At 60.0% G+C, this 20,668-nt stretch carries 19 protein-coding genes; 17 read left to right on the forward strand and 2 right to left on the reverse strand.

The window, feature by feature from the left end; translation table 11 throughout:
• The first annotated feature begins 189 nt into the window (after nucleotides 1-189).
• The 9 genes from nuoG to JNM28_01705 all read left to right on the forward strand — a co-directional run bounded on the left by nuoG (nucleotide 190) and on the right by JNM28_01705 (nucleotide 11,556).
• Entirely contained in the window at nucleotides 190-2,325 is a 2,136-nt protein-coding gene (gene nuoG / locus JNM28_01665; protein MBL8067132.1) for an NADH-quinone oxidoreductase subunit NuoG, read from the forward strand.
• Nucleotides 2,326-2,374: 49 nt separating this feature from the next.
• Complete coding sequence (locus JNM28_01670) at nucleotides 2,375-3,718, forward strand: NADH-quinone oxidoreductase subunit H (protein MBL8067133.1); 1,344 nt, start codon at nucleotides 2,375-2,377, stop codon at nucleotides 3,716-3,718.
• A 90-nt stretch (nucleotides 3,719-3,808) separates the two neighbouring features.
• Nucleotides 3,809-4,321 (forward strand): NADH-quinone oxidoreductase subunit J, encoded by a 513-nt coding sequence (locus JNM28_01675; GenBank protein ID MBL8067134.1) that lies wholly within the window; start codon nucleotides 3,809-3,811, stop codon nucleotides 4,319-4,321.
• A 3-nt stretch (nucleotides 4,322-4,324) separates the two neighbouring features.
• A complete protein-coding gene (gene nuoK / locus JNM28_01680; GenBank protein MBL8067135.1) occupies nucleotides 4,325-4,696 on the forward strand; it encodes an NADH-quinone oxidoreductase subunit NuoK in 372 nt (123 codons plus the stop codon).
• A 9-nt stretch (nucleotides 4,697-4,705) separates the two neighbouring features.
• Nucleotides 4,706-6,916, forward strand: coding sequence for an NADH-quinone oxidoreductase subunit L (gene nuoL / locus JNM28_01685; protein ID MBL8067136.1), 2,211 nt, complete (start codon nucleotides 4,706-4,708; stop codon nucleotides 6,914-6,916).
• The gene (locus JNM28_01690) at nucleotides 6,916-8,583 is read left to right on the forward strand and encodes an NADH-quinone oxidoreductase subunit M (GenBank protein MBL8067137.1); all 1,668 of its coding nucleotides are present in this window, start codon (nucleotides 6,916-6,918) and stop codon (nucleotides 8,581-8,583) included. The genes nuoL and JNM28_01690 overlap by 1 nt, the downstream gene beginning before the upstream one ends.
• Entirely contained in the window at nucleotides 8,580-9,215 is a 636-nt protein-coding gene (locus JNM28_01695; GenBank protein ID MBL8067138.1) for a hypothetical protein, read from the forward strand. The genes JNM28_01690 and JNM28_01695 overlap by 4 nt, the downstream gene beginning before the upstream one ends.
• A complete protein-coding gene (locus JNM28_01700) occupies nucleotides 9,212-10,699 on the forward strand; it encodes an NADH-quinone oxidoreductase subunit N (protein MBL8067139.1) in 1,488 nt (495 codons plus the stop codon). Before JNM28_01695 ends, JNM28_01700 begins: the two co-directional genes overlap by 4 nt.
• A complete protein-coding gene (locus JNM28_01705; protein ID MBL8067140.1) occupies nucleotides 10,699-11,556 on the forward strand; it encodes a sugar phosphate isomerase/epimerase in 858 nt (285 codons plus the stop codon). Before JNM28_01700 ends, JNM28_01705 begins: the two co-directional genes overlap by 1 nt.
• Here JNM28_01705 and JNM28_01710 read toward each other — a convergent pair.
• The gene (locus JNM28_01710; protein ID MBL8067141.1) at nucleotides 11,553-12,062 is read right to left on the reverse strand and encodes a hypothetical protein; all 510 of its coding nucleotides are present in this window, start codon (nucleotides 12,060-12,062) and stop codon (nucleotides 11,553-11,555) included. The genes JNM28_01705 and JNM28_01710 overlap by 4 nt on opposite strands.
• Before the next feature lie 32 nt (nucleotides 12,063-12,094).
• On the opposite strand from JNM28_01710, the gene JNM28_01715 reads away from it, so the two are divergent.
• From JNM28_01715 to JNM28_01725, 3 genes are read left to right on the forward strand one after another with little or no spacing between them, the layout of a single operon-like run.
• Complete coding sequence (locus JNM28_01715; protein MBL8067142.1) at nucleotides 12,095-12,811, forward strand: hypothetical protein; 717 nt, start codon at nucleotides 12,095-12,097, stop codon at nucleotides 12,809-12,811.
• 29 nt (nucleotides 12,812-12,840) lie between these two features.
• Nucleotides 12,841-13,878, forward strand: coding sequence for an LD-carboxypeptidase (locus tag JNM28_01720; GenBank protein MBL8067143.1), 1,038 nt, complete (start codon nucleotides 12,841-12,843; stop codon nucleotides 13,876-13,878).
• A 27-nt stretch (nucleotides 13,879-13,905) separates the two neighbouring features.
• Entirely contained in the window at nucleotides 13,906-14,616 is a 711-nt protein-coding gene (locus JNM28_01725; GenBank protein MBL8067144.1) for a hypothetical protein, read from the forward strand.
• 9 nt (nucleotides 14,617-14,625) lie between these two features.
• Here JNM28_01725 and JNM28_01730 read toward each other — a convergent pair whose 3' ends face one another.
• A complete protein-coding gene (locus tag JNM28_01730) occupies nucleotides 14,626-15,390 on the reverse strand; it encodes a PspA/IM30 family protein (GenBank protein ID MBL8067145.1) in 765 nt (254 codons plus the stop codon).
• A 168-nt stretch (nucleotides 15,391-15,558) separates the two neighbouring features.
• Between JNM28_01730 and JNM28_01735 the strand changes: the two genes are divergently transcribed.
• The 5 genes from JNM28_01735 (at nucleotide 15,559) to JNM28_01755 (ending at nucleotide 20,663) form a co-directional block, all read left to right on the forward strand.
• Entirely contained in the window at nucleotides 15,559-16,251 is a 693-nt protein-coding gene (locus tag JNM28_01735; GenBank protein MBL8067146.1) for a DUF1003 domain-containing protein, read from the forward strand.
• 3 nt (nucleotides 16,252-16,254) lie between these two features.
• Entirely contained in the window at nucleotides 16,255-17,022 is a 768-nt protein-coding gene (locus tag JNM28_01740) for a polysaccharide deacetylase family protein (GenBank protein ID MBL8067147.1), read from the forward strand.
• Between the two features lie 168 nt (nucleotides 17,023-17,190).
• Nucleotides 17,191-18,624, forward strand: coding sequence for a F0F1 ATP synthase subunit beta (atpD, locus tag JNM28_01745; protein ID MBL8067148.1), 1,434 nt, complete (start codon nucleotides 17,191-17,193; stop codon nucleotides 18,622-18,624).
• 3 nt (nucleotides 18,625-18,627) lie between these two features.
• On the forward strand, nucleotides 18,628-19,032 hold the full coding sequence (gene atpC / locus JNM28_01750; protein ID MBL8067149.1) for an ATP synthase F1 subunit epsilon: 405 nt from the start codon (nucleotides 18,628-18,630) through the stop codon (nucleotides 19,030-19,032).
• Nucleotides 19,033-19,085: 53 nt separating this feature from the next.
• Complete coding sequence (locus JNM28_01755) at nucleotides 19,086-20,663, forward strand: hypothetical protein (GenBank protein ID MBL8067150.1); 1,578 nt, start codon at nucleotides 19,086-19,088, stop codon at nucleotides 20,661-20,663.
• Nucleotides 20,664-20,668: the final 5 nt, after the last annotated feature.

Raw genomic sequence — 20,668 nt, forward strand, 5'->3', positions numbered from 1 at the left:
CCCCAAATTAGGGATGGGATCGACTTCTATATTAACTGGGGAACCGCCCCGTTGCAAAGGGGGACGAGAAAGGTTAATCAAATCCGGTAATTCCCCCACGGCATCCCCCTCTGGGGAGTCCGAACCCCCAAACCAGACAAATTAGGGTACACACGCCGCCAAGGGCGAAAACCCCGAGCACAGTCCGCCATGGCCACCGTCGCACAAGAAAACCTCGTCACCGTCACCATCAACGATGTCGAAATCCAGGTGCCGAACGGAGAACTCATCGTCGAAAGCGTCAAACGCCTCGGCCTCGAAGTCCCCATTTTCTGCTACCACCCCCGGATGAAGCCCGTCGGGATGTGCCGGATGTGCCTGGTGGAAGTCGGATTCAAGCAGGCCGACGGGTCTGTGCGGAAAATGCCCAAGCCGCAGGCCGCCTGCACCTTGCCCGCCAGCGACAACATGGTGGTCTACACCGACACCGCCCAAGTCCACAAAGACCGCAAAGGCGTCCTTGAATTCCTGCTCGTCAACCACCCGCTGGATTGCCCGATCTGCGACCGGGGCGGGGAATGCCCCCTCCAAAACAACACGATCGCCTATGGGCCATCGACATCGCGGTTCCTTGAAATCAAGCGGCACGCCCCAAAGGCGTTCCCCCTCAGCCAATACGTCACCCTAGATCTTGAACGCTGCATCCAGTGCGGCCGGTGCGTGCGGTTCACTGAAGAGATCAGCGGCGACGCCCAGCTCGCATTCCGGTTCCGTGGGGCGGAAATGCAACCCTCCACGTTCCAACTCACCGATTTTGAATCCAAATTTAGCGGGAACGTCATCGAAATCTGTCCCGTCGGCGCACTCACCAGTTCCCACTACCGGTTTCGGGCACGACCCTGGGATTTGGAAACCGCACCGGGAATCTGCACGGTTACGCCCTGCGGCACAAACGTCTGGTTCGACCACCGGGCAGGCAAATTCGTCCGGATCAACGGGCGCACCAACGAGGAGGTCAACGAGGAGTGGACGGCCGACCGGTGCAAATTCGGCCATGATTTCTACAATAACCCGACTCGGGTCATGGCCCCGAACATGCGCGATGGCGATGGGTTCCGGTTGGCAACGTGGGGGGAAATCAACCAATCGGTCGCCTCGCTCTTGGAGGGGGCCGGCAATTCGGCCGCCCTGCTGGCAAGCCAAAAAGTCTCGAACGAAGGCCTCTTTGCCGCCAAAAAGCTGTTCGACCTCATCGGGTCGACCAATGTGGATTCACGGTCCACCGGCGATTACATGGATGCATCAGCCCGGCCGGCCAACCGGTTCGGGGCTCCCGCACCCGCTCCCATCGCGGAATTGGAACGCCAGGACTCCGTCTTGGTGTTCGGCACATCTCCCGCCGATGAGCAGCCCATGTCGTTCCTGCGTATCCGCAAAGGCTGGTTCCAGCGCGGCATGAAAGTCGTCGTGGCTCACCACGGCCCCACAGATGCCGACTCGTTCGCCCATGTTGTGCTGCGCTACAACCCCGGCACCGAAAACTACGCCGCCGCCGCCTTGGCCTCGGCGATGGGTGTCGAAGCCGCAAAGGATGTCGATTTTGCTAAGTCGTGCACCAAATCTGGTTTGAATGAATCCGACGTCCGGGCCGCCGCCGAAGCCCTGAAAGGCAAAGTGACGATCCTGACAACCCACACCTTGCCGACTACCAATCCTGGCGTGGAGGCGCTCACCATTTTAACGGGGACGGCAGGTTCCCTTGGCCATAGCTTCAATTACATGGGTCTTGAGTGCAACTCCGAAGGGGCAGCCCGCCTCGGCCTCGTCCCGGCATCCGACGACCACAACACCAAGTCGATCCTGGAGAACTGCGCTCAAGGCAAAATCAAAACGCTCGTGCTCCTCGATTTCGACCCCATCGACGATTGCCCGTTCCCCGAACTCGCCGTCAAAGCGCTGGAAGCAGTCGAGAACCTCATTCTCATCTGCGCCGTTCCCGGCTCAAGCGCCGCCTATGCCACCCACATCCTCCCGATGGCTCTGCCCGCCGAACAGGATGGGACCTACACCTCCGCTGAATCGCGGATCCAAAGGATGAAACAGGCCATCGCCGCACCTGGCGAAACCAAAGCCCCGTGGCGGATTTTCACAGAACTTTCCCTCAGGATCCAGCCAGGCACCCCACCCTTCAACCCCGCCGAGATCATGGGCCAGATCGCCATCGGGCATCCAGAATTCGCCGGGGCCGAATACGGCAGACTCCCGGCAACCGGGTTCTTGCTCCCACCTGCGGCCAAGCCGTTCGACGCCAAGGCATTCGCCGGGAGCTTCCCCAAACCCGCTTAGCCGGGAGGGGTAAAGTGAGGCTCACGTGGTCGCCGAGTGGTTCTATTGGCTGAATGAGAACAACCCCCTGCTATTGGGGCTGATCCGCGTCCTTTTCGTTATCGTTGCCATCCTTGGCCTCGTCCCTCCGTTGATCTGGTGGGAGCGGCGACTCTTGAGCTGGATGCAGGATCGCATTGGGCCCAACCGGTCGGGCACGATCACCTTTAGAGACAATTTCCCCATCAAGGGTCTTGCCGGAAAGCAGGTTCGGACGTTTGGGCTCATCCAACCGCTGTTGGACGGCGTGAAGCTGTTTTTCAAAGAAGACATCACCCCCACCGCCATCGACCGGAAAATCTATTTCATTGCCCCGGCACTGGCGCTGTTCCCCGCCTTCACGATTGCGGCAACCTTGCCCTGGGGGCCCAGCCACGGGCTCTACGGCCTGCTGACCCCTATCGCCGATGTCGAAATCGGCGTGCTGTACGTCTTGGCGATCTCGTCGCTCGGCGCCTACGGGATCGTCTTGGCCGGATACGCCAGCAACAACAAGTATTCGCTCATGGGGGGGCTCCGCGCATCGGCCCAACTCATCAGCTACGAACTGGCCATGGCCATGGCCGTCGCGGGGATCGTCTTGGCAACCGGCAGCATGAAGCTCACCGAAGTCGTCAAGGCGCAAGAACAAGAACTGTGGGGCGCGGTCCCCTGGCTCCAAAACTGGTACATCTTCACGCCCTTTGGGTTCATCGCTGCCGTCATCTTTATGATCGCCATCATTGCGGAAACCAACCGCGCCCCCTTTGACCTGCCCGAAGCGGAAAACGAACTCATCGCCGGTTACCACACGGAATACAGCTCCATGAAGTTCGCGGTCTTCTTTATGGGGGAATATGCCGCGATGTTTGTGTTCGGCGGGGTGTTCAGCGCCCTGTTCCTTGGGGGCTACAACATTGCCCCCATTAACTGGGGGTACCTGGCCACCAATAACGTGTTTGGCATGGCCGGGTTATGGAACGCAATGGCCGGGGCCAACTATTGGCTCGCGCCAACGGTGTTCCTGGCCAAGTGCTTTGGCGGCATCACCTTCTTCATCTGGTTGCGCGCCACCTTGCCAAGGCTCCGATATGACCAGCTCATGAGCCTGGGATGGAAAACCCTTTTACCGCTGGGGGTCGCCAATTTCATCGTCGTCGGCCTCTGGATCATCGGCACCGAGATGTACGGAACCGCCGGGGGGTGGGCGGCCGCCATCGCCGCGATCGTCCTAGGCTACATCCTCTACCTCAACCTCATCGGCACCAAAAAAGCCCAGGCGGCCTTGCCCAAGCGCACGGTCACCCTGGTCAAGGCCCAACCGGCCCGCGCGGCCGCTATGGCCCCCGAACCCAACCCTGCGGAGGCGCCCTAGCCTCAAAGCCATCCCCGGCGGCTGGGAACGCGAAACGGGGAACGACATGATGGACAGACACAACGAGAACAATCGAGGAGGGGTGCAGGCGTGACGCTCAATCAGGCTGCATTCATCGTGCTCGCCCTCACCGCGCTCCTGGGGGCCGCCGGAGTGGTGTTCCTCAAAAGCCCGGTGCGAGCCGCGCTTGCCCTCGTCGTCAATTTCTTCACTCTCGGGCTGGTCTATTTCATGCTCGGCAGCCAAATGCTCGGGATCACCCAGATCATGGTGTACGCCGGGGCCATCATGGTCCTGTTCCTCTTCGTGATCATGATCCTTAAGTCGCAACCCGGCCAAGATGGCGAGGACGTCGTTTTGTGGCGCGACCCCCGGTTTGCTTTTGGCTTGATCGGCACCGCAACCACCGTCGCCCTCATCTACAACTTCGTCATCCGACCGACCCAGTCGCTTTACGGCCTCGATTTCGACCGCTCTTACGGAACGCCGCAAGCCATCGGCAATGCCTTCTTCACAACCTATGTGTTCCCGTTCGAAGTCATCTCGATCCTCCTCTTGATCGGGGTGGTCGGGTCGATCTTGCTGGCCAAGAGGAAGTTCTAATCTATGGTGAATTACCTCCCCCTGGCCGACGTCCACAGCGAAATCCCGCTCGGCGCATTCCTCGGGCTCAGCCTGGCCATGTTCGCCCTCGGAGCGCTCGGCGTACTCATCCGCAAGAACCCCGTCGTCGTTTTCATGTGCATCGAGCTCATGCTCAACGCCGTCAATCTCAGCTTCCTTGCCTTTGCCGCCTACCCCAACCCGGCAATCGCGGGTTTGGATCCCGCCAAAAGCGCGATGTCCGGACAAGCGATGGTCATGATCGTCATGGCCATCGCCGCAGCCGAAGTCGCCGTCGGGCTCGGCATCATCATGGCCATCTTCCGCTATCGCAACCAAGTGGACGTCGACGAAATGAACTCAATGCGAGGTTAACCGGAGAAAATGGATCAAGAAGTCTATAAATCGGTCTGGTGGGTGCTCGCCCTGCCCGTCTTCGGGTTCCTCATCCAAGCCTTCACCGGCAAGATCATCATCGACAACCTCGGCCCCAAAATTGGGCGCAAAGTGATGGGCGCCATCGCCGTGTTGCCGATCGCCGCCGCCTTCGCCCTCGGTGCCCAGATCACGGCGGCCTTGGTCAAATCGCCAGAAGAATCGCGGGTTCACATCCTCACCCTCTTCCAATGGATCACCGTCGGCAACCTCAGCATCCCGTTCGAAGTCCGGGTTGACCCCCTGAGCATGACCATGGTGCTCATTATCACCGGCATCGGGTCGCTTATTCACCTTTACGCCACTGGATACATGGCCGAAGAGCCAGACTTCCCCCGGTTTTTCACCTACCTCAACCTGTTTGTTGCCGCCATGCTCATCCTGGTGCTTGGCAACAACCTGGCCCTGTTGTTTGTGGGTTGGGAAGGCGTCGGCGTCTGCTCTTACCTGCTGATCGGCTTTTGGTACAAGGATAAAGCCAACAGCTTTGCCAGCAACAAAGCGTTCATCGTCAACCGTGTTGGCGACTGGGGTCTGACCCTCGGGATGTTCACACTTGCCTTGATGGCCTCGCAAACGCTGGGGCCGCTTGGCGGCGACCCGCGCTGGCTCAGTTACGACGTGCTTTTGCCGAATGCGCAGGCGTTGGCTTCCGGATTCGACCCCGCGTTCCTAACGGCCGCCTGCATCTTGCTTTTCATCGGTGCGATGGGCAAATCGGCGCAGTTCCCGCTCTACATCTGGTTGCCCGACGCCATGGCCGGCCCAACCCCGGTTTCGGCATTGATCCACGCCGCAACAATGGTCACCTCCGGGGTGTTCTTGCTCAACCGGATGAGCCCGTTCTTCGCCCTTTCCCCAACTGCAGGGGCCGTTGTGGCGATCACGGGGGCCATCACGGCGCTCCTCGGGGCGGTCATCGCCTTCGGCCAAACCGACATCAAAAAAGTCCTCGCCTATTCAACAGTTTCGCAGCTCGGCTATATGTTCATCGCCTGCGGAGTCGGCGCGTATTGGGTCGGCTTGTTCCATGTCGCGACCCATGCCTTTTTCAAAGCTCTGCTGTTCCTTGGTTCCGGGGCGGTAATCCACGCCATGGCCCACAACCAAGACATGCGAAACTACGGGAAACTACTCAAGTACCTGCCCATCACCGGGGCGACCATGCTCGTTGGGTGGCTTGCCATCGCCGGGCTCCCGTTCATGAGCGGGGCATTTTCCAAAGAAGAGATCCTCCTCAGCTCGTTCAACTCCCACCTGAACATGGGCGGGGTGCCCGTCGGGACGGTCGTTTTCGGGGTTGCCCTCTTCGTCGCCATCCTCACCGCCCTCTACATGTCGCGCATGACCTACATGACCTTTTTCAGCGGAAGCGAACGGTGGAGGTTGATCCCCGCCCACGGCGGCCATGGTCACGACAGCCACCACGGGCATGACGGCCACCATCAAGATCACCACCAAGACCACCACCACGGGCCGGATGTCCATGACTTCTACTACGATGATGTGGAACTCGCCGCCATTGAAGCCGCAACCCCGCACGACCACCACCACGAACTCGACGAAAACCACGAGCCCCACGAGGTTCCGCCATCCATGTGGATCCCGCTGGCCGTGCTCGCTGTCCTCAGCATCGTCGGTGGCGGATGGCTCTTCTTCGGCGTGAACCTCGCCGAATGGCTCCACAGTGGAGGGGTCGTCGTCGACCACCACGAACATATCGAGTCCATCGGTGCGTTCGTCACCGAAACCCTCCAGAGGCCGATCTTTTGGATGGCGACGGCCGCATTCGCCGTCGGCGTCGCCGGCGGATGGCTCATCTATGGCAAAAAACTCCCCGAAGACGACGGCATGGACACGGCCAAGTGGAAAGGCTGGCGCAAAGCCGCCGCCAAACATTTTGGAATCGACAACGCCCTCACCCAGGGTTCGATCCGCGGCGGCGACGCCCTGGCCAAAGCCACATGGGGCGTTGATCGCTACCTGGTCGACGGGATAGTCAATGCCACTGGCTACATCTCCTCTGGGATCGGCAGAATGGTCGGCCGCCTCCAAACCGGATATGTCCGGGGGTATGCCACCGTGATGACAGTGGGGGTTGCCGCCCTCATCGTCTACTTCGTCTACGCCATGGTCAACCTTAACGGGGGTGCCCGCTAATGGGCCCGATCACACTCACCATCCTCATCCCGCTCATCGGGATGGTCTTGCTCCTCTTGGTGCCCGAGCGGTTCGACAAAGCCATCAAATGGCTTACCGTCTTGTTCACTGGCTCGGCATTCCTCAGTTCCCTGGGCCTCCTCAACCTCTTCCACTCTGGGACGTTCCACTTCCAACTCGTGGAATCCGCACCCTGGATCCCGGCCTGGGGGATCCAATACAAAGTCGGCATCGACGGCATCAGCATCTGGCTGTTCATGCTCACCACACTGCTGACCCTGTTGGCAACGGTTTTCAGCTTCTATATCGACAAACGGCCGCGCATCTACTTTGCGATGATGCTCCTGCTGGAGGCCGCCATGCTTGGCGTGTTCGTGAGCATGGACATGATCCTGTTCTATTCGTTCTTTGAACTCACGCTCATCCCCATGGCCGTGATGATCTTCATCTGGGGCGGCAGCAACCGCAACTATGCGGCCATCAAGTTTTTCCTCTACACGTTTGCTGCGTCGATTTTCATGCTCCTCGGCATGATCGCCTTGGCCAAACGCCACGAAGCCCTCACCGGCACCATGAGCTTCGATATCACGGCCATCCAGTCGTTGGTGGCCAGCGGGGAATTCTGGCAAGGCACCGGCAACCTCCAAATGATTCTTTTTTGGGCGATGACGGTGGCCCTGTTGGTCAAATGCCCGATGTTCCCGTTCCACACCTGGTTGCCCGATGCCCACACCGAAGCACCCACTGCCGGCTCTGTGATCTTGGCCGGGGTTCTGCTGAAAATGGGGACGTACGGACTTCTGCGGTTCTCGTTGCCGTTCTTCCCCGAAGCCGCCCAAGCCGCCGTGTGGCCGCTCATGGCCCTCAGCGTCATCGGCATCATCTATGGGGCTGCAGTGGCCGCTGTCCAACCTGATGTTAAAAAACTGGTTGCCTATAGCTCCGTGGCCCACATGGGGTTTGTCGTTTTCGGCATCTTCAGCCTCAACCAAGCGGGCATGATTGGCGGCGCCTACCAACAACTCAACCACGGTATCAGCACCGGGGCCCTCTTCTTGCTTATCGGGCTCATTTACGAGCGGACGCACACCCGCGCTTTCAAAGACTACGGCGGGCTCAAAGCGCAAATGCCGGTATTCAGCGCGCTGTTCCTTATCGTCATGCTCTCCAGCGTCGGGCTTCCCGGCATGAACGGGTTCGTCGGAGAGTTCTTGGCCCTCTATGGCGGGTTCATGGCGGCTGTCCAGGGCCAATTCGGCCTGGGCATGGCGTTCCCGCTTTTGGCCGGGACGGGGGTCATCCTTGCCGCCGCCTACCTGCTGCACATGTTCCGGCAAGTGTTCTACGGCCCTCTCAACCCCAACCTAGCTCGTCTCAAAGACCTCAAACCGTGGGAAGTCGGGCTCGTTGGCATCTTCATCATCTTCATCTTTTGGGGCGGCCTCTACCCCAACACCTTTTTGAAACCGATGGAGCGCAGCATCGGCGCCGTGCGGATGATGGCCCTCAACAAACCCGGGGAGCGGCCGGATTGGGCCGACCAAGCCCATGAAGTCGATGCTCAAGGAAATCTCGTCACCGTCAACGGGCGCACGCCCGATGGCGACATCGACGAAGCAAACGGATACCAGATCGTCGCGCCTGCCGACTTCTATTCACAAAAATGACCGCCCGCGACCGAACCCTGGCCGCCATCCAAGGCGGAGAACCCGACCGGATTCCTGAAGTCGGCACAGACATTTTGGCCGTCCCCGTCGACCGGCTTGCGGACGCGCGCCGGAACAACCCCGATGCCGTCATCCTGGCAATCGTCCACTCCCCACTCACCCGGGCGCGGATCCGGAACCAACAGATCTTCGACCTGCTGGAATCAGATCCAGAATCTGGCAATACTGAGCTCGACGGACTCGTCATGGCATCCCAAATCCAAATCAACGATGCCATCCACGGTGGGGCGGATGGGGTGTGTTACGTGATCGAAGGCGCCTACCCCTCCGCCAGCACCCCAATGCAATACGGCGGGTTCCTGCTGGAACGCGACCGGGCTCTCCTCTCTTCGGCCAACCCGGCCCCGGCCAACATGGTGCTCATCGCCGGGGAGGACGAACCGTACATCGACTTTGTCAGCGACCTGCCGGCCGCAATCTTCGCATGGGATGCCCGTTCGAGCTGGACTCCAACCCAAGTGCGCGGACTGCGCTCGGGCGCCCTCGCCGCCAATAGCTCGGATGCCGACATCCTGCTCACCGACCGCGCGCTCCAAGATATCCTCGGCGCCCAAGGGGCCACCTGCCTATGAACCAAGTCCCGCATATCGATTGGCTCCTCGTTTTGCCCGTCCTCGTCGTGATCGGCACCGGGCTGGTTGCGCTCGGGATCGAAATGCTCCGGCCCAAGCAGAACAATAACGCCATCGTCGGCGTTTCGCTGCTGGGGTTGGCCGCGGCGTTCGCCGCCAGCCTGGGGCACCTCGGGGCAACGCCCAAGTCCACATTCACCGGCATGGTCTACCGCGACCAATTTGGGACCCTGCTGGAACTCGTCTTGATCGGGGCAGCTGCCCTTAGCTTCCTCTTTAGCGAAGGCTATCTCCGGCAGCGGCGCATCGCCTATGGCGAATTCTATCCGCTGGCACTGTGGTCACTCTCCGGCGCCATGATGATGGTCACAACCCAAAACCTCTTGATGCTGTTTGTGGGTTTGGAAGTGCTCTCCATCTCGCTCTACGTCCTTTCCGGCATGGCCAGGGGGGATGACCGGTCCGAAGAAAGCGCCCTCAAATACTTCCTTCTCGGCGCGTTTGCCTCGGCATTCTTGCTATTCGGTATCGCTTTCATCTACGGGGCATCCGGCCGCATCGACCTGGAAGGGTTCCGCATCGCTTCTGGCACCGGGCAGACCATGGCCTTTTTCGGCCTCGGTCTCATCCTGGTCGGACTCGGGTTCAAAGCCGCCCTCGTCCCGTTCCATCAATGGACTCCCGACGTTTACCAAGGGGCCCCGACCAACGTCACGGCCTTTATGAGCGTGGTCAGCAAGGCGGCCGCATTCGGGGCGATCGTCCGCGTTCTACTCGCCGCCGAGGGTTTGCAACCGCTCTGGTTCCCGGCCGTTAGCGCCATCGCCATCCTCACCATGACCGTCGGCAACCTGGTCGCTCTCGTCCAAAAGGATGCCAAAAGGGCCCTCGGTTATTCCAGCGTGGCCCATGCCGGATACATCCTGGTCGGCGTCCTCGCCCACGCCAAAAACCCCGATTCTGTCAGCCTTTCCAGTGTGGTTTTCTACCTGGTGGCTTATGCCGCCATGACCATTGGGGCATTCGCCATGGTCTCGTTGACGGCCCACCACGGCAAAGAAGGCACCCGAACCCAAGACCTCAACGGCATGTGGCGTAAATCGCCCTATGCTGCCGGGGTTCTCTTCATCTGCCTGATCTCGCTAGTCGGGGTTCCGCCGACGGCCGGATTCTTTGGCAAGTGGGCGATTTTCAATGCCGCCCTCAGCGCCGGGCTCGCCCCGCTGGCCATCGCCCTGGCCGTGAACAGTGCCATCAGTGCCTTCTACTACTGGCAGATTGCAAAGGCCGCGTTTGTGGACGACGAACCGGCCCTCCAAACCGAATTCGCACCCCTTAATGGAGGCCTGAAACTAACGGGCGCGGTGTGCGCGCTCGCCTCGCTCCTCATGGCGTTTTTCGCTTCCCCGATCCTGGCCGCCGCCGATTCGGCAGGCAGGGATTCCCAATCTGCAATCCAAGACCCCGCAGGCACCATCCGATGATGAAACTCGGCATTTCTATGTACAGCTACGTCGCGGCCGTCCGCGCCGGCAAGCTCAACCTCGAATCGTTCATCCACACGGCCGCCGACCTGGGAGCACCCGGGGTCGAGCTCCTGGACTTCTTCTACACGTCCGAAGATTGGGCCCCAGAACGCCAAACCGCCCTCAAATCACTCCGGTCAACCGGTCTCGTCTGTGGTGTGTTCAGCGTCGGCAACAACTTTGCCCAAGCTGATCCAGCCGCCCGAGACAACGCACTGAAAATTATTGAACGCGGGGTGGACGAAGCCCTCCACTACGGGGCAGAGGTCGTCCGCGTCTTTGCCGGCGATGTCTACAACGACCCGTCCGTCAGCCTGGATCAGGCCTTCCTCTGGATTGTCGACGGGCTGTGTGCCGCGGCCGATTACGCCAATTCCCAAGGCATCAAACTGGCTCTGGAAAACCACGGCAAGCTCGCCGGGCGCGGGGATCAGATCAATGACATCATCGCGCAAGTCCGCACCCGCACGGGTCACAATGCCTTAGGGGCAAACCCCGACACCGGCAACTTCTTGCTGGTCAACCAGCCAGGGCACGAAGGGGTTGCCGAAGTCGCGGCCAACGCCTATATGTGCCATTTCAAAGACTTTGTGGCCCAGCCCGGCGGGCATTACAAAGGCATCGACGGAGCGGAATACGCCGGAACCGTGATCGGCGAAGGCACGGTGGATCTTGCCGCCTCGCTCGCCGCCCTCAAAAACGTTGGATTCTCCGGCTGGGTCAACCTGGAATACGAAGGCGACACTGATCCCATGACCGGAGTCCCCGCCAGTTTTGCCAATGCCAAGCGATTTCTCGATAGCGTGAACGGCTAAAGGCTCGCCACGATCCGGCGAACTTCATTAAGCTGCGCTTCCAAATCCATCACCTCTGGGCGCGGCACGTGCAAAAATCCGATCCTCTTCTCCGGGAACCGCGACAAACCTCGGAAAAAAAGGTAGTTGCACAAGTATCCCCCGGCATCAACGGTCAAGACGGCACGATCCGATTCAAATGATTTGTCGAACATCGTCCCGGCAAGCTGCGGGGGGTGCAAGGGGTCGATTCGGCCCGGCCCGGCAATCACCCCATGGACATCCTCGCCCGGCCCGCACGAATTTTTAGCCACGGTTTCAAGGTGCATCCGCTGCGCTGCCCCGTGGACGCCGATCATGAGCCACGCATCAAACGTGTCCGGGTCGAGCCCATCCAAAAAGGCGTCCACATCCGCATAGCCCACCGCCAGAACGGTGCCCCCCATGCGCTCTGCCAGCCAGGCGCTCGGGTTTTCATCGATGTCTCGGAACGCCCCAAAACCCGTAACCAGCAATCCTGACGTCATGGCTGCCAAGATACCGCCGAAAATAGACGGTGATGGATCCTCTCGGCATCGTGGTCTTTGGCATCGTGGCGGCGCTTTTCCTGTTTGGCGCCGTGTTTGCCGTCCCTAAAGCCAAAGAGCGAATGGCTGAACTCGAAAAGCGCCAACTCGACATTGCCGGATTGGCCCGCGCCGCGGGATACCGGTTTGAAAAGAATGAGAAAGGCGACATCGATTGGGTCATGTCTAACGGAGATTGGCAGTTGGAATACGATTCCGACCGCTCTTCGGAATCGAGCTCTCCGTGCCTCCGGTTCAAATCAACGCGCAAAGTGCCCAAAGACCGGCAATTTATCGTCCTCAGCGACTTCTCCCATAAATCGCTGACCAACCCAACCGCGCGCAAACTCCTCGGAGGATTTTGCAAAACCTTGGACAGGTACGGGATCAAGGGCTCGAACTTCCCCATCGACGATCTCTTGGCCCTCATCGACCGGGGCAACATCCACCTGCTCACCCACACCAATCGCGAGGCTCTCAAAGTGGCCGCCTATTCGGCCAAAGCCGCTGCGGACATCAAGAATGGCGACGTCGTTGGACATGTCGCCGCCCTGTTCCGGCAAGAATCGACCACTGTCCAAGAGGCATTGCCCCGCATCTTGGCCCTCGAAACTGGGGTCGAAGTCAAATCCTATGTCAGCCACCCAACCAGTGACCAAGTCAAAAACATCTTGGCCGCGGGCGAATCCATCCTCCGTTACGCCGCCTGAACCTGGCCCCAAACGGCTAAGATCACAGGATGGATCGCCGAGAATTCCTCGCGCTCACAACAATCGCCGCCGCCGGATCCGCCATGGCAAAAACCGACCGGGCCCCCGTGGCGGATCCGGGCCCCAAAAGACCGGAACCCCTCAACCCCGGGGACCGGGTTGCCGTTGTCGCACCCGCCTCCCCTGTCGAGTCGGCCGAGGACCTCGAAGGATTTTTCAAGCGTGTCCGCGACTTAGGTCTGGAACCCGTGCCAGCCCCCAACCTGGAAAAGAAGTATGGGTTCTTTGGGGGGACCGACCAAGAACGAGCCGACGACTTGAACTGGGCTTTTGCCAATCCTGAAGTCAAGGGCATCTTGCCCGTGCGCGGGGGATACGGGTGTTCGCGGCTCCTCCACCTGCTGGATTACAAATTGATCAAGAAGAACCCCAAGGCCCTGTGCGGTTACAGCGACATCACGGCCCTCCACCTGGCTCTCAGCCAAAAGGCCGGCTTGGTCACCTACCACGGGCCGGTGCTGGCCAGTTCGGAATCTGCCTTCTCAGACGGATACCTCCGCCAGGCGCTGTTCGGGTCCGGGCCCGTGGAATTCAAGAACCCCGGTTGGGAATACCTCAACCCCGAACACCCCGAAGTCCCGCCGTCATACGAGATCCGCGCCCTCTCCCCTGGGCGAACTTCCGGCAGGTTGGCGGGAGGGAACCTGACCTTGCTCGCCGCCCTGTGCGGAACCCCATATCAACTTGAAGGCAAGAATAAGATCGTCTTTTTCGAGGACGTCAAAGAGGCGCCTTACCGCATCGACCGTATGCTGACGCAACTCATCCACAGCGGTTGCTTCAAGGGCGCACGCGGCATCGTCGCGGGGCAGTTCACCGATTGCGACCCGGAAGAACCAAAAGATGGGGAGTGGCTCGTTGCCGATGTCCTGAAAGACCGGCTTGCCCCTCTCGGCATCCCGGTCATGACGGGGGCCGCCATTGGGCACATCACCCACAAATGGACGGTTCCCGTGGGGGTGGTGGCCGAACTGGATGCCGATGAAGGAACCTTTAGAATTCCCTAGCCAAACACCGAGTGGAAAAAATCAGCCATGACAAACCTGTCCATTTTTGTTGGCATCGGTTCCCTCGTGCTTTTGATCGGGATTTGGGCCATTGCCCGTTCAATCAAAAGAAAAAACCAGCTGAATGCCCAAGTGGCCGACCTCAAAGACTTTGCCGACGAAAAGGGATATTTGTTTTCACTGAGCGATCTCGGCAGCACGACCTGGTCGATATCGAGTTCGAATTGGCGGATCTGGTTTGTTGCCGATTCCAACAATAGCCCTCCCGACGCGCATCTCCACTTGACGGCAACCAACCTGCCCCCCGGATGCGATTTCGCCGTTCTTTGCAATCACGCCGACAAGGCGGCCCGGAGCCCGGCATCCCAGTTCATGCAAAACATGGCGGGATCCACGATCACTTATAGCTCAACAGAAAAAGGAGTGATCCCGGTGGAATTCACCCGTGAGATTGTTTCTGCGAGCCACTCAGGTCAGTTGGGCACTTCGGAAAAGCCATACCTCAAAGCCTTTGCAAGGAATGCCAATGAACTGAGCAAAATCGTCAGGGGCTCATTGGGCGGACTAGTAGACGCCATCAACGCTAACGAACAGCGCGTTGAATTCACGCCCTATCCCCATATCGCCAAATGCGGATCGAACTTAGAAGTTGTCGCGTACCTGCGCGATCCGGGCCGCAATGAGGTCGAAGCCCTCATCCGCATCTATGATGCGGTCGCCGGACTCACCAAGGTCTGACCGGGGCCATTAGGAGCCTTCGGTCGAATTGCCCAACCTTTTTTCCAAAGCGTCCAGTTGGGAATCCAGATCGTCCGTTTGCGTTGTTTGCACGTTTTGGATGGTCGGTGCGCCCAGTCCGAGCTTTTCTTCGAGCTTTTTGAGCTCTTCCTCAGCGGCGATGTCCATGGTGGCGTCCTCCATCTCTAACATCTTGCCGTGGATCGATCCCGCCATCATTTCATTGCGGGCACCGGCTTCGGCTTGCTTGTCGCGGATCTTGTCCCGGGCCGAAGCAAAGGATCCTTCGTATTCATTTTCAAACGTCAACCCTTCCAGGGCCCGCCCGATGCTGTCTTGGATTTGGGCTTGCTTCCATTGGGCTTTAAGGGCCAAAGCCTCGGCCGTCTTCTTCCGGACTTCTTCTTCCTGCCGTTTGATGGCGATTTTGACTTGGTCGACCGTCTCGGCCGCTTGCGCCAAAGTGGTTCTCAACGTTTCGATCGTGGCATCGTTGCTGGCCTTTTCCCGAAGGAACTGCTTGGCCAACTCGCGGTTGCCTTGCCGCAGGGCGGTCGCCGCCTGCTGCTCCAACTGGTTGGCCTTTTTGGTCGCCTCGTCCAGCATCTGCTGCAGGCGATTGCGTTGCGTGATGGCCTGAACCGCCTTTTCGCGGTTAGCCGTCAGGGCGCCCTGCATATCGCGTTTGGCCTGATCCAGCATGATCTCTGGATCTTCCAATTTGTCCATCGTGCGGCCAAACAGCGCGCGCAGCCAAGCAAAAAACCGCTTCATGAATGCCTGAACCCCGCACCGTGCGGGTGATCGCAATTATACACGGCACTTTTCGTGCCGGGTTGCGCCAACCCGGACCTGCGCGAACCTGCAATGAGCCACAATCCCTGGTGAGGGAGAGATTCTCCCCTTAATATTGTTACAAAGTTGAAGAAGTTGGTACACACGATGCCGGAACAACAGTGCCCGATCTGCCACCGGAGCTTGCATGAATCCGAATCTGTCCCAATGTCCGCATTGGGCAGCAGCCTGCGGAAGTCGATCCTCCGCCAAAATCCAGATGTCGCCGAAAGCGATCATCTTTGCCTCACCTGCTTTGAGGCAGCCCGGGCGGCATCGTTTGCCCACCAACTCAAGAAGAACCAGAGGGAGCTCAGCAACTTAGAACGCGAAGTGCTGAAGAAAATCACTGACCGCGAAATCGTCGCGGTTGACCCCACGCCCCCGGATTCCCCGCTGACAACCGGCCAACGGGTCGCCGACCGCGTGGCCGCCTTCGGCGGTTCTTGGACGTTCATCCTCACCTTTTTGGGGATCCTCGTGGTCTGGATCACCTTCAACGTCGTCGCCGCCACCCTCCGGTTCGACCCTTACCCCTTCATCCTGCTTAACCTTGTCCTCAGCTGTATTGCCGCGCTTCAAGCCCCCATCATCATGATGAGCCAGAACCGGCAGGAGGAAAAAGACCGCGAGCGAGCCCGCAACGACTATATGGTCAACCTCAAGGCCGAACTGGAAGTCAGGGCCCTGCACGACAAAATCGACCACCTCCTCCGATCCCAAATGCATACCCTGATGGAGTTTCAAGAGGCACAGCTGGAAATCCTGCAACGGCTCGCCCGTCAAAATGGCAAACCATAACCTATGCTCTGTGCCTTCCTCCTCGCCCTGGCCAATGCCAGCATCAATGCCACACGGGTCTACCACGGCTCGGCATACAACGATGCCACCCTGGAAAGCACCAACCCGTTCTGGGTCGCCGCCAGCACCCAAGTCGCAAAAATGGATATCGAAACCGGTGGCATCATGTTGCCGATCGGAAGCCCAGCCGTGTTGCGGCACGGTCCGGCCGACAAGAAGGAACTCGCCCTCACCTTCGACGATGGCCCGCACGGCCACTTCACCCCCAAACTTCTCGACCTGCTGGATCGCTACCGGGTTAAAGCGACATTCTTCGTGATCGGGAAAATGGCCTACAAAGACCCGGCGCTCCTGGCCGAAATTGCCCGCCGGGGGCACCTGGTTGCCAACCACACCTTCAGCCACGCCAACCTGAGGCGACAATCCCTTTCCGACATTGAGACCGAATACCTGGCGGCCAACAACTTGATTGCTGCGGTGACCGGACAAACCCCCCGGTTCTGCCGACCGCCCGGGGGAGACCGGGATGGACTCACGACCAGGGCCGCCCAATTGCTCGGAATGACGACCGTGCTCTGGACCGCCGACCCGCTCGATTATTCCAACCCAGGAGTCGATGTCCTCATGGCGCGGCTCCGCCCAAAAGTGGCCAACGGCGGCATCATCTTGCTCCACGACGGCCCCGTGCAAACATTGCCGCTCCTGGAAATCCTCATCCCCGAAATGCAGGCCAAGGGATACACCTTTGTTCGACTGGACAAGTGGATTTGACGTTGCCCAGCGGGGCCAGACGGCCACATCGCACCGGCATTCAGCATCCCAAAGAACACACCGGCTGGACCCGCCCGGGTCCGGCAACCCCCTAGGTATAATCCCGCCGGTTCGCCGCCGTGGCTTTCCCATCAGCCACAAACGCGGCGCGGAGGATTTCAACACCTTATGTCGAACGTCGGCACCGTCGTGCAAGTTACCGGACCCGTTGTGGACTGCCGCTTCAGCAATGAAGCCCTTCCCGAAATCTACAACGCCCTGACCATCAAAGACGAAAAACGGGGGATCGACCTCACCGTCGAAGTCGCCCTCCACCTTGGGGACGACATGGTTCGCGCCATTGCCCTCAGCTCAACCGACGGACTCGTCCGCGGCATGGGCGCGGTCGACACCGGCGGCCCCGTACAAGTCCCGGTCGGCGAAAAATGCCTGGGCCGCGTTTTCAACCTGCTCGGCCAAGCCATCGACGGCGGAGATCAAGTCACCGACACCCCCACCTACCCGATCCACCGGACACCCCCCGAATTTAGCCAACAAAACGTTAAAGTCGAACTCCTCCAAACCGGGCTCAAAGTCATCGACCTGCTCATCCCCTTCAACAAAGGCGGGAAGATCGGGCTCTTCGGCGGTGCCGGCCTCGGCAAAACCGTCCTTATCCAAGAACTCATTCGGAACATCGCCGTTGAAGCCTCCGGCGTTTCCATGTTCGCCGGGGTTGGCGAACGCACCCGCGAAGGCAACGACCTTTGGCGCGAAATGAAGGAAACCACCTTCACCGACGTCGATGGCTCCACCAAGCGCGTCATCGACAAAACCGCCATGGTCTTTGGCCAGATGAACGAGCCGCCCGGAGCCCGCCTCCGGGTCGCCCTGTCCGCCATGGCCATGGCCGAATATTTCCGCGACGAAGTCGGCACCGACGTTCTTGTCTTCGTCGACAACATTTTCCGGTTCGTCCAAGCCGGTTCTGAAGTCTCGGCCCTCCTCGGCCGCATGCCCAGCGCCGTCGGCTACCAGCCGACCCTCGCAACGGAAATGGGCCTTCTGCAAGAACGGATCACCTCCACCACCAAAGGATCCATCACTTCGGTGCAAGCGGTGTACGTTCCCGCTGACGACCCATCCGACCCCGCGCCGGCCACCACATTCAGCCACTTGGACGCCTACGTCTACCTGGAGCGCTCCATCGCTTCCAAGGGTCTCTACCCGGCCGTTGACCCACTCGCTTCGACCTCCAAAAACCTCGACCCGCGCATTGTCGGCGAACGGCACTACAAAGTCGCCCGCGAAGTTCAACAGATCCTGCAACGCTACCGCGAACTGCAAGACATCATCGCCATCCTCGGGATCGACGAGCTCAGCGACGACGACAAACTCATCGTGGCCCGCGCCCGCAAGGTCGAACGGTTCATGTCCCAGCCCAACTTTGTGGCCGAGCAGTTCACCGGCAACCCCGGTCGCTACGTCACCATCGAAGACACCGTGGACGCCTTTGAAAAGCTCTGCGGCGGCGAATTGGACGACATCCCCGAACAAGCCTTCCTCTATTGCGGCGGCCTGGACGACGTTTACGCCAAAGCCAAAAAACTGCAGGAGGCCTAAACCTTGGCCAACTTCACGCTCTCCGTGGTCGCACCTGACCGCACCGTTTTTGAAGGCGAAGTCAAAAATGCCGTCGTGCCCGCTGTTCTGGGGTACCTCGGCATTTGGGCTGGGCACGAACCCAGCCTCGTCGCCCTCAAAGCCGGGCTCATCCACTACACCGATTCCAATGGCCAAGACCACTGGATCAGCGTCGGGGGTGGGTTTCTGGAGACATCGGGGGCCGGTGTCATCGTCTTGGCCCAAGATGTCACTCTTAGCGGGGAAGTCGACCTTACCTCGGCAGAAGCCACCCTGGAAGAAGCCCGCCGCACCTTGCGGGGCGAATCGACCGGGATGACCCTGCAAGAAGCCATGGCTGAATATGAAAAGGCCCTGGCGAGGCGCGAACTGGCCGTCCGAAAATAACCACGGGAACCAACCGGACGCTCAGAACGTCGGGAACCGTACCGATCCATCCCATGGCGCCCTCGATCCTGCTCGCGATCTCTATCGGACAGCTCCCAACCGAGCCGTGCGCCCACGCCTTTTCGCCACAGGAGGCCGACCGGATCGTCACCTTTTGGAACCAAGAAGGGCGACTCAAGTCGGAAGACCTCCACCCCACCGAACCCTTCCAACCCGTTTACGCGCCCGCCGCATCCGTTTGGTTGCACGAGATGTACAAGAAACGGGATCCCGGCCGCCCCCTCATCCCGACCAAAATCCCCGCCCCCCGCACGGAGAGGGATCGGCAATGGGATCTTGCCATTGACCGGCAGATGGCCCAAGATTTCGCCTGGGCCACCTCGGCAGCCGCATGGATGAACCGGGGGCTGGCCGAATCGGCCACCATTGGGTCCCCAACATCTCGCACCCTGGCCGCACTCCCTGCCGACCTCCTGGCCGTGGCCGGGGAGCCACCACCCTTCTATGAGGTTAACCGGCCCCAAAGGGCCACCGTGGTCTTTGACGGCTTTTATGGAGTCTATTCAGAAGCCGTCGATGTCCCCAACAAGTACCTGTTCTACCGGAGCGCATGCGGCACCGCCACGACCGCCAATCCGCCAAGCGAATCCGATCTCCGAACCCTTGTCCACCTGGCCGGTATCTCGACCAAACTTGTCAAGCCCATTCTGGCCGTTGCCCAACTCGAAGGCGGATTCGACACGGTCAACACGTACGATTCCGGCGGGATATCCCTCGGGATCATCCAATTTGCAAGCCTCCCCAGCGGGCGGGGGAGCCTGGTCGCCCTGTTGCAGTCCTACCGACAAAAAAACCCGGCCGAGTACGCGGCTAACTTCCGCAAATATGGGGTCGATGTCGCCCCCGACGGCCGCCTGACCGTCGTCGATCCGAGGACGGGGTTCGAACTTTCAGGATCAGATGCGGTGCAAGCTGTGGTTGAAGACAAACGCCTCACGGCGGTTTTCCAACGGGCTGCCACCCTCAGCCAGAACTTCAAATCTGCTCAACTCCGGCTCTTCGCCCAAGCGTTCAACCCGGCTGGGATATCCATCCCGGTCACTTTGGGCGGGCAATCTATTTCGGTTCCGGTTACAAAATTCATCACAAGCGAATCCGGCATGGCCACCCTTATGGACCGGTTGGTTAACCGGGGAAACCTGGATGGGTTACCTGAGATTGTAGGCCGCATTGCCCGAGATGCCGGTGTCACGACGGTTTCTGGATTGGCCGGTCTTGAAAGGCCGATTGTCGAAGCCATGACCTACCGGAACAACTTCTTGGCTGTATCGGCCCTGACCCAGCCTCCCGCCTATTCGGGACCCGCTGGCGATGCGCGGATCGCCGAGATTTCCGGCACTCCGGTCGGCCCGGCCAACGGGGTCGCTTCTGCCAAGGGCGGCATTGGCAAATCCGGCGGTTTAGGTGCCTCGGAGCCCCTCTCGGTGGCCCCATTCGATCCCACCCGGGCGGGGAGGGTCGCCCCTCCGGCCGGCGCGGCCCCCCAGGCATCCAAGCCCGCCGACCCTTCGCCCGCAAAGGCCCCGACACCGACGACCCCCGCCGGCCCGATCACCGTTGCGGGCGGATAATTCCT

Source organism: Armatimonadota bacterium (genome assembly GCA_016789105.1).
Taxonomy (GTDB): Bacteria; Armatimonadota; Fimbriimonadia; order Fimbriimonadales; family Fimbriimonadaceae; genus UphvI-Ar2.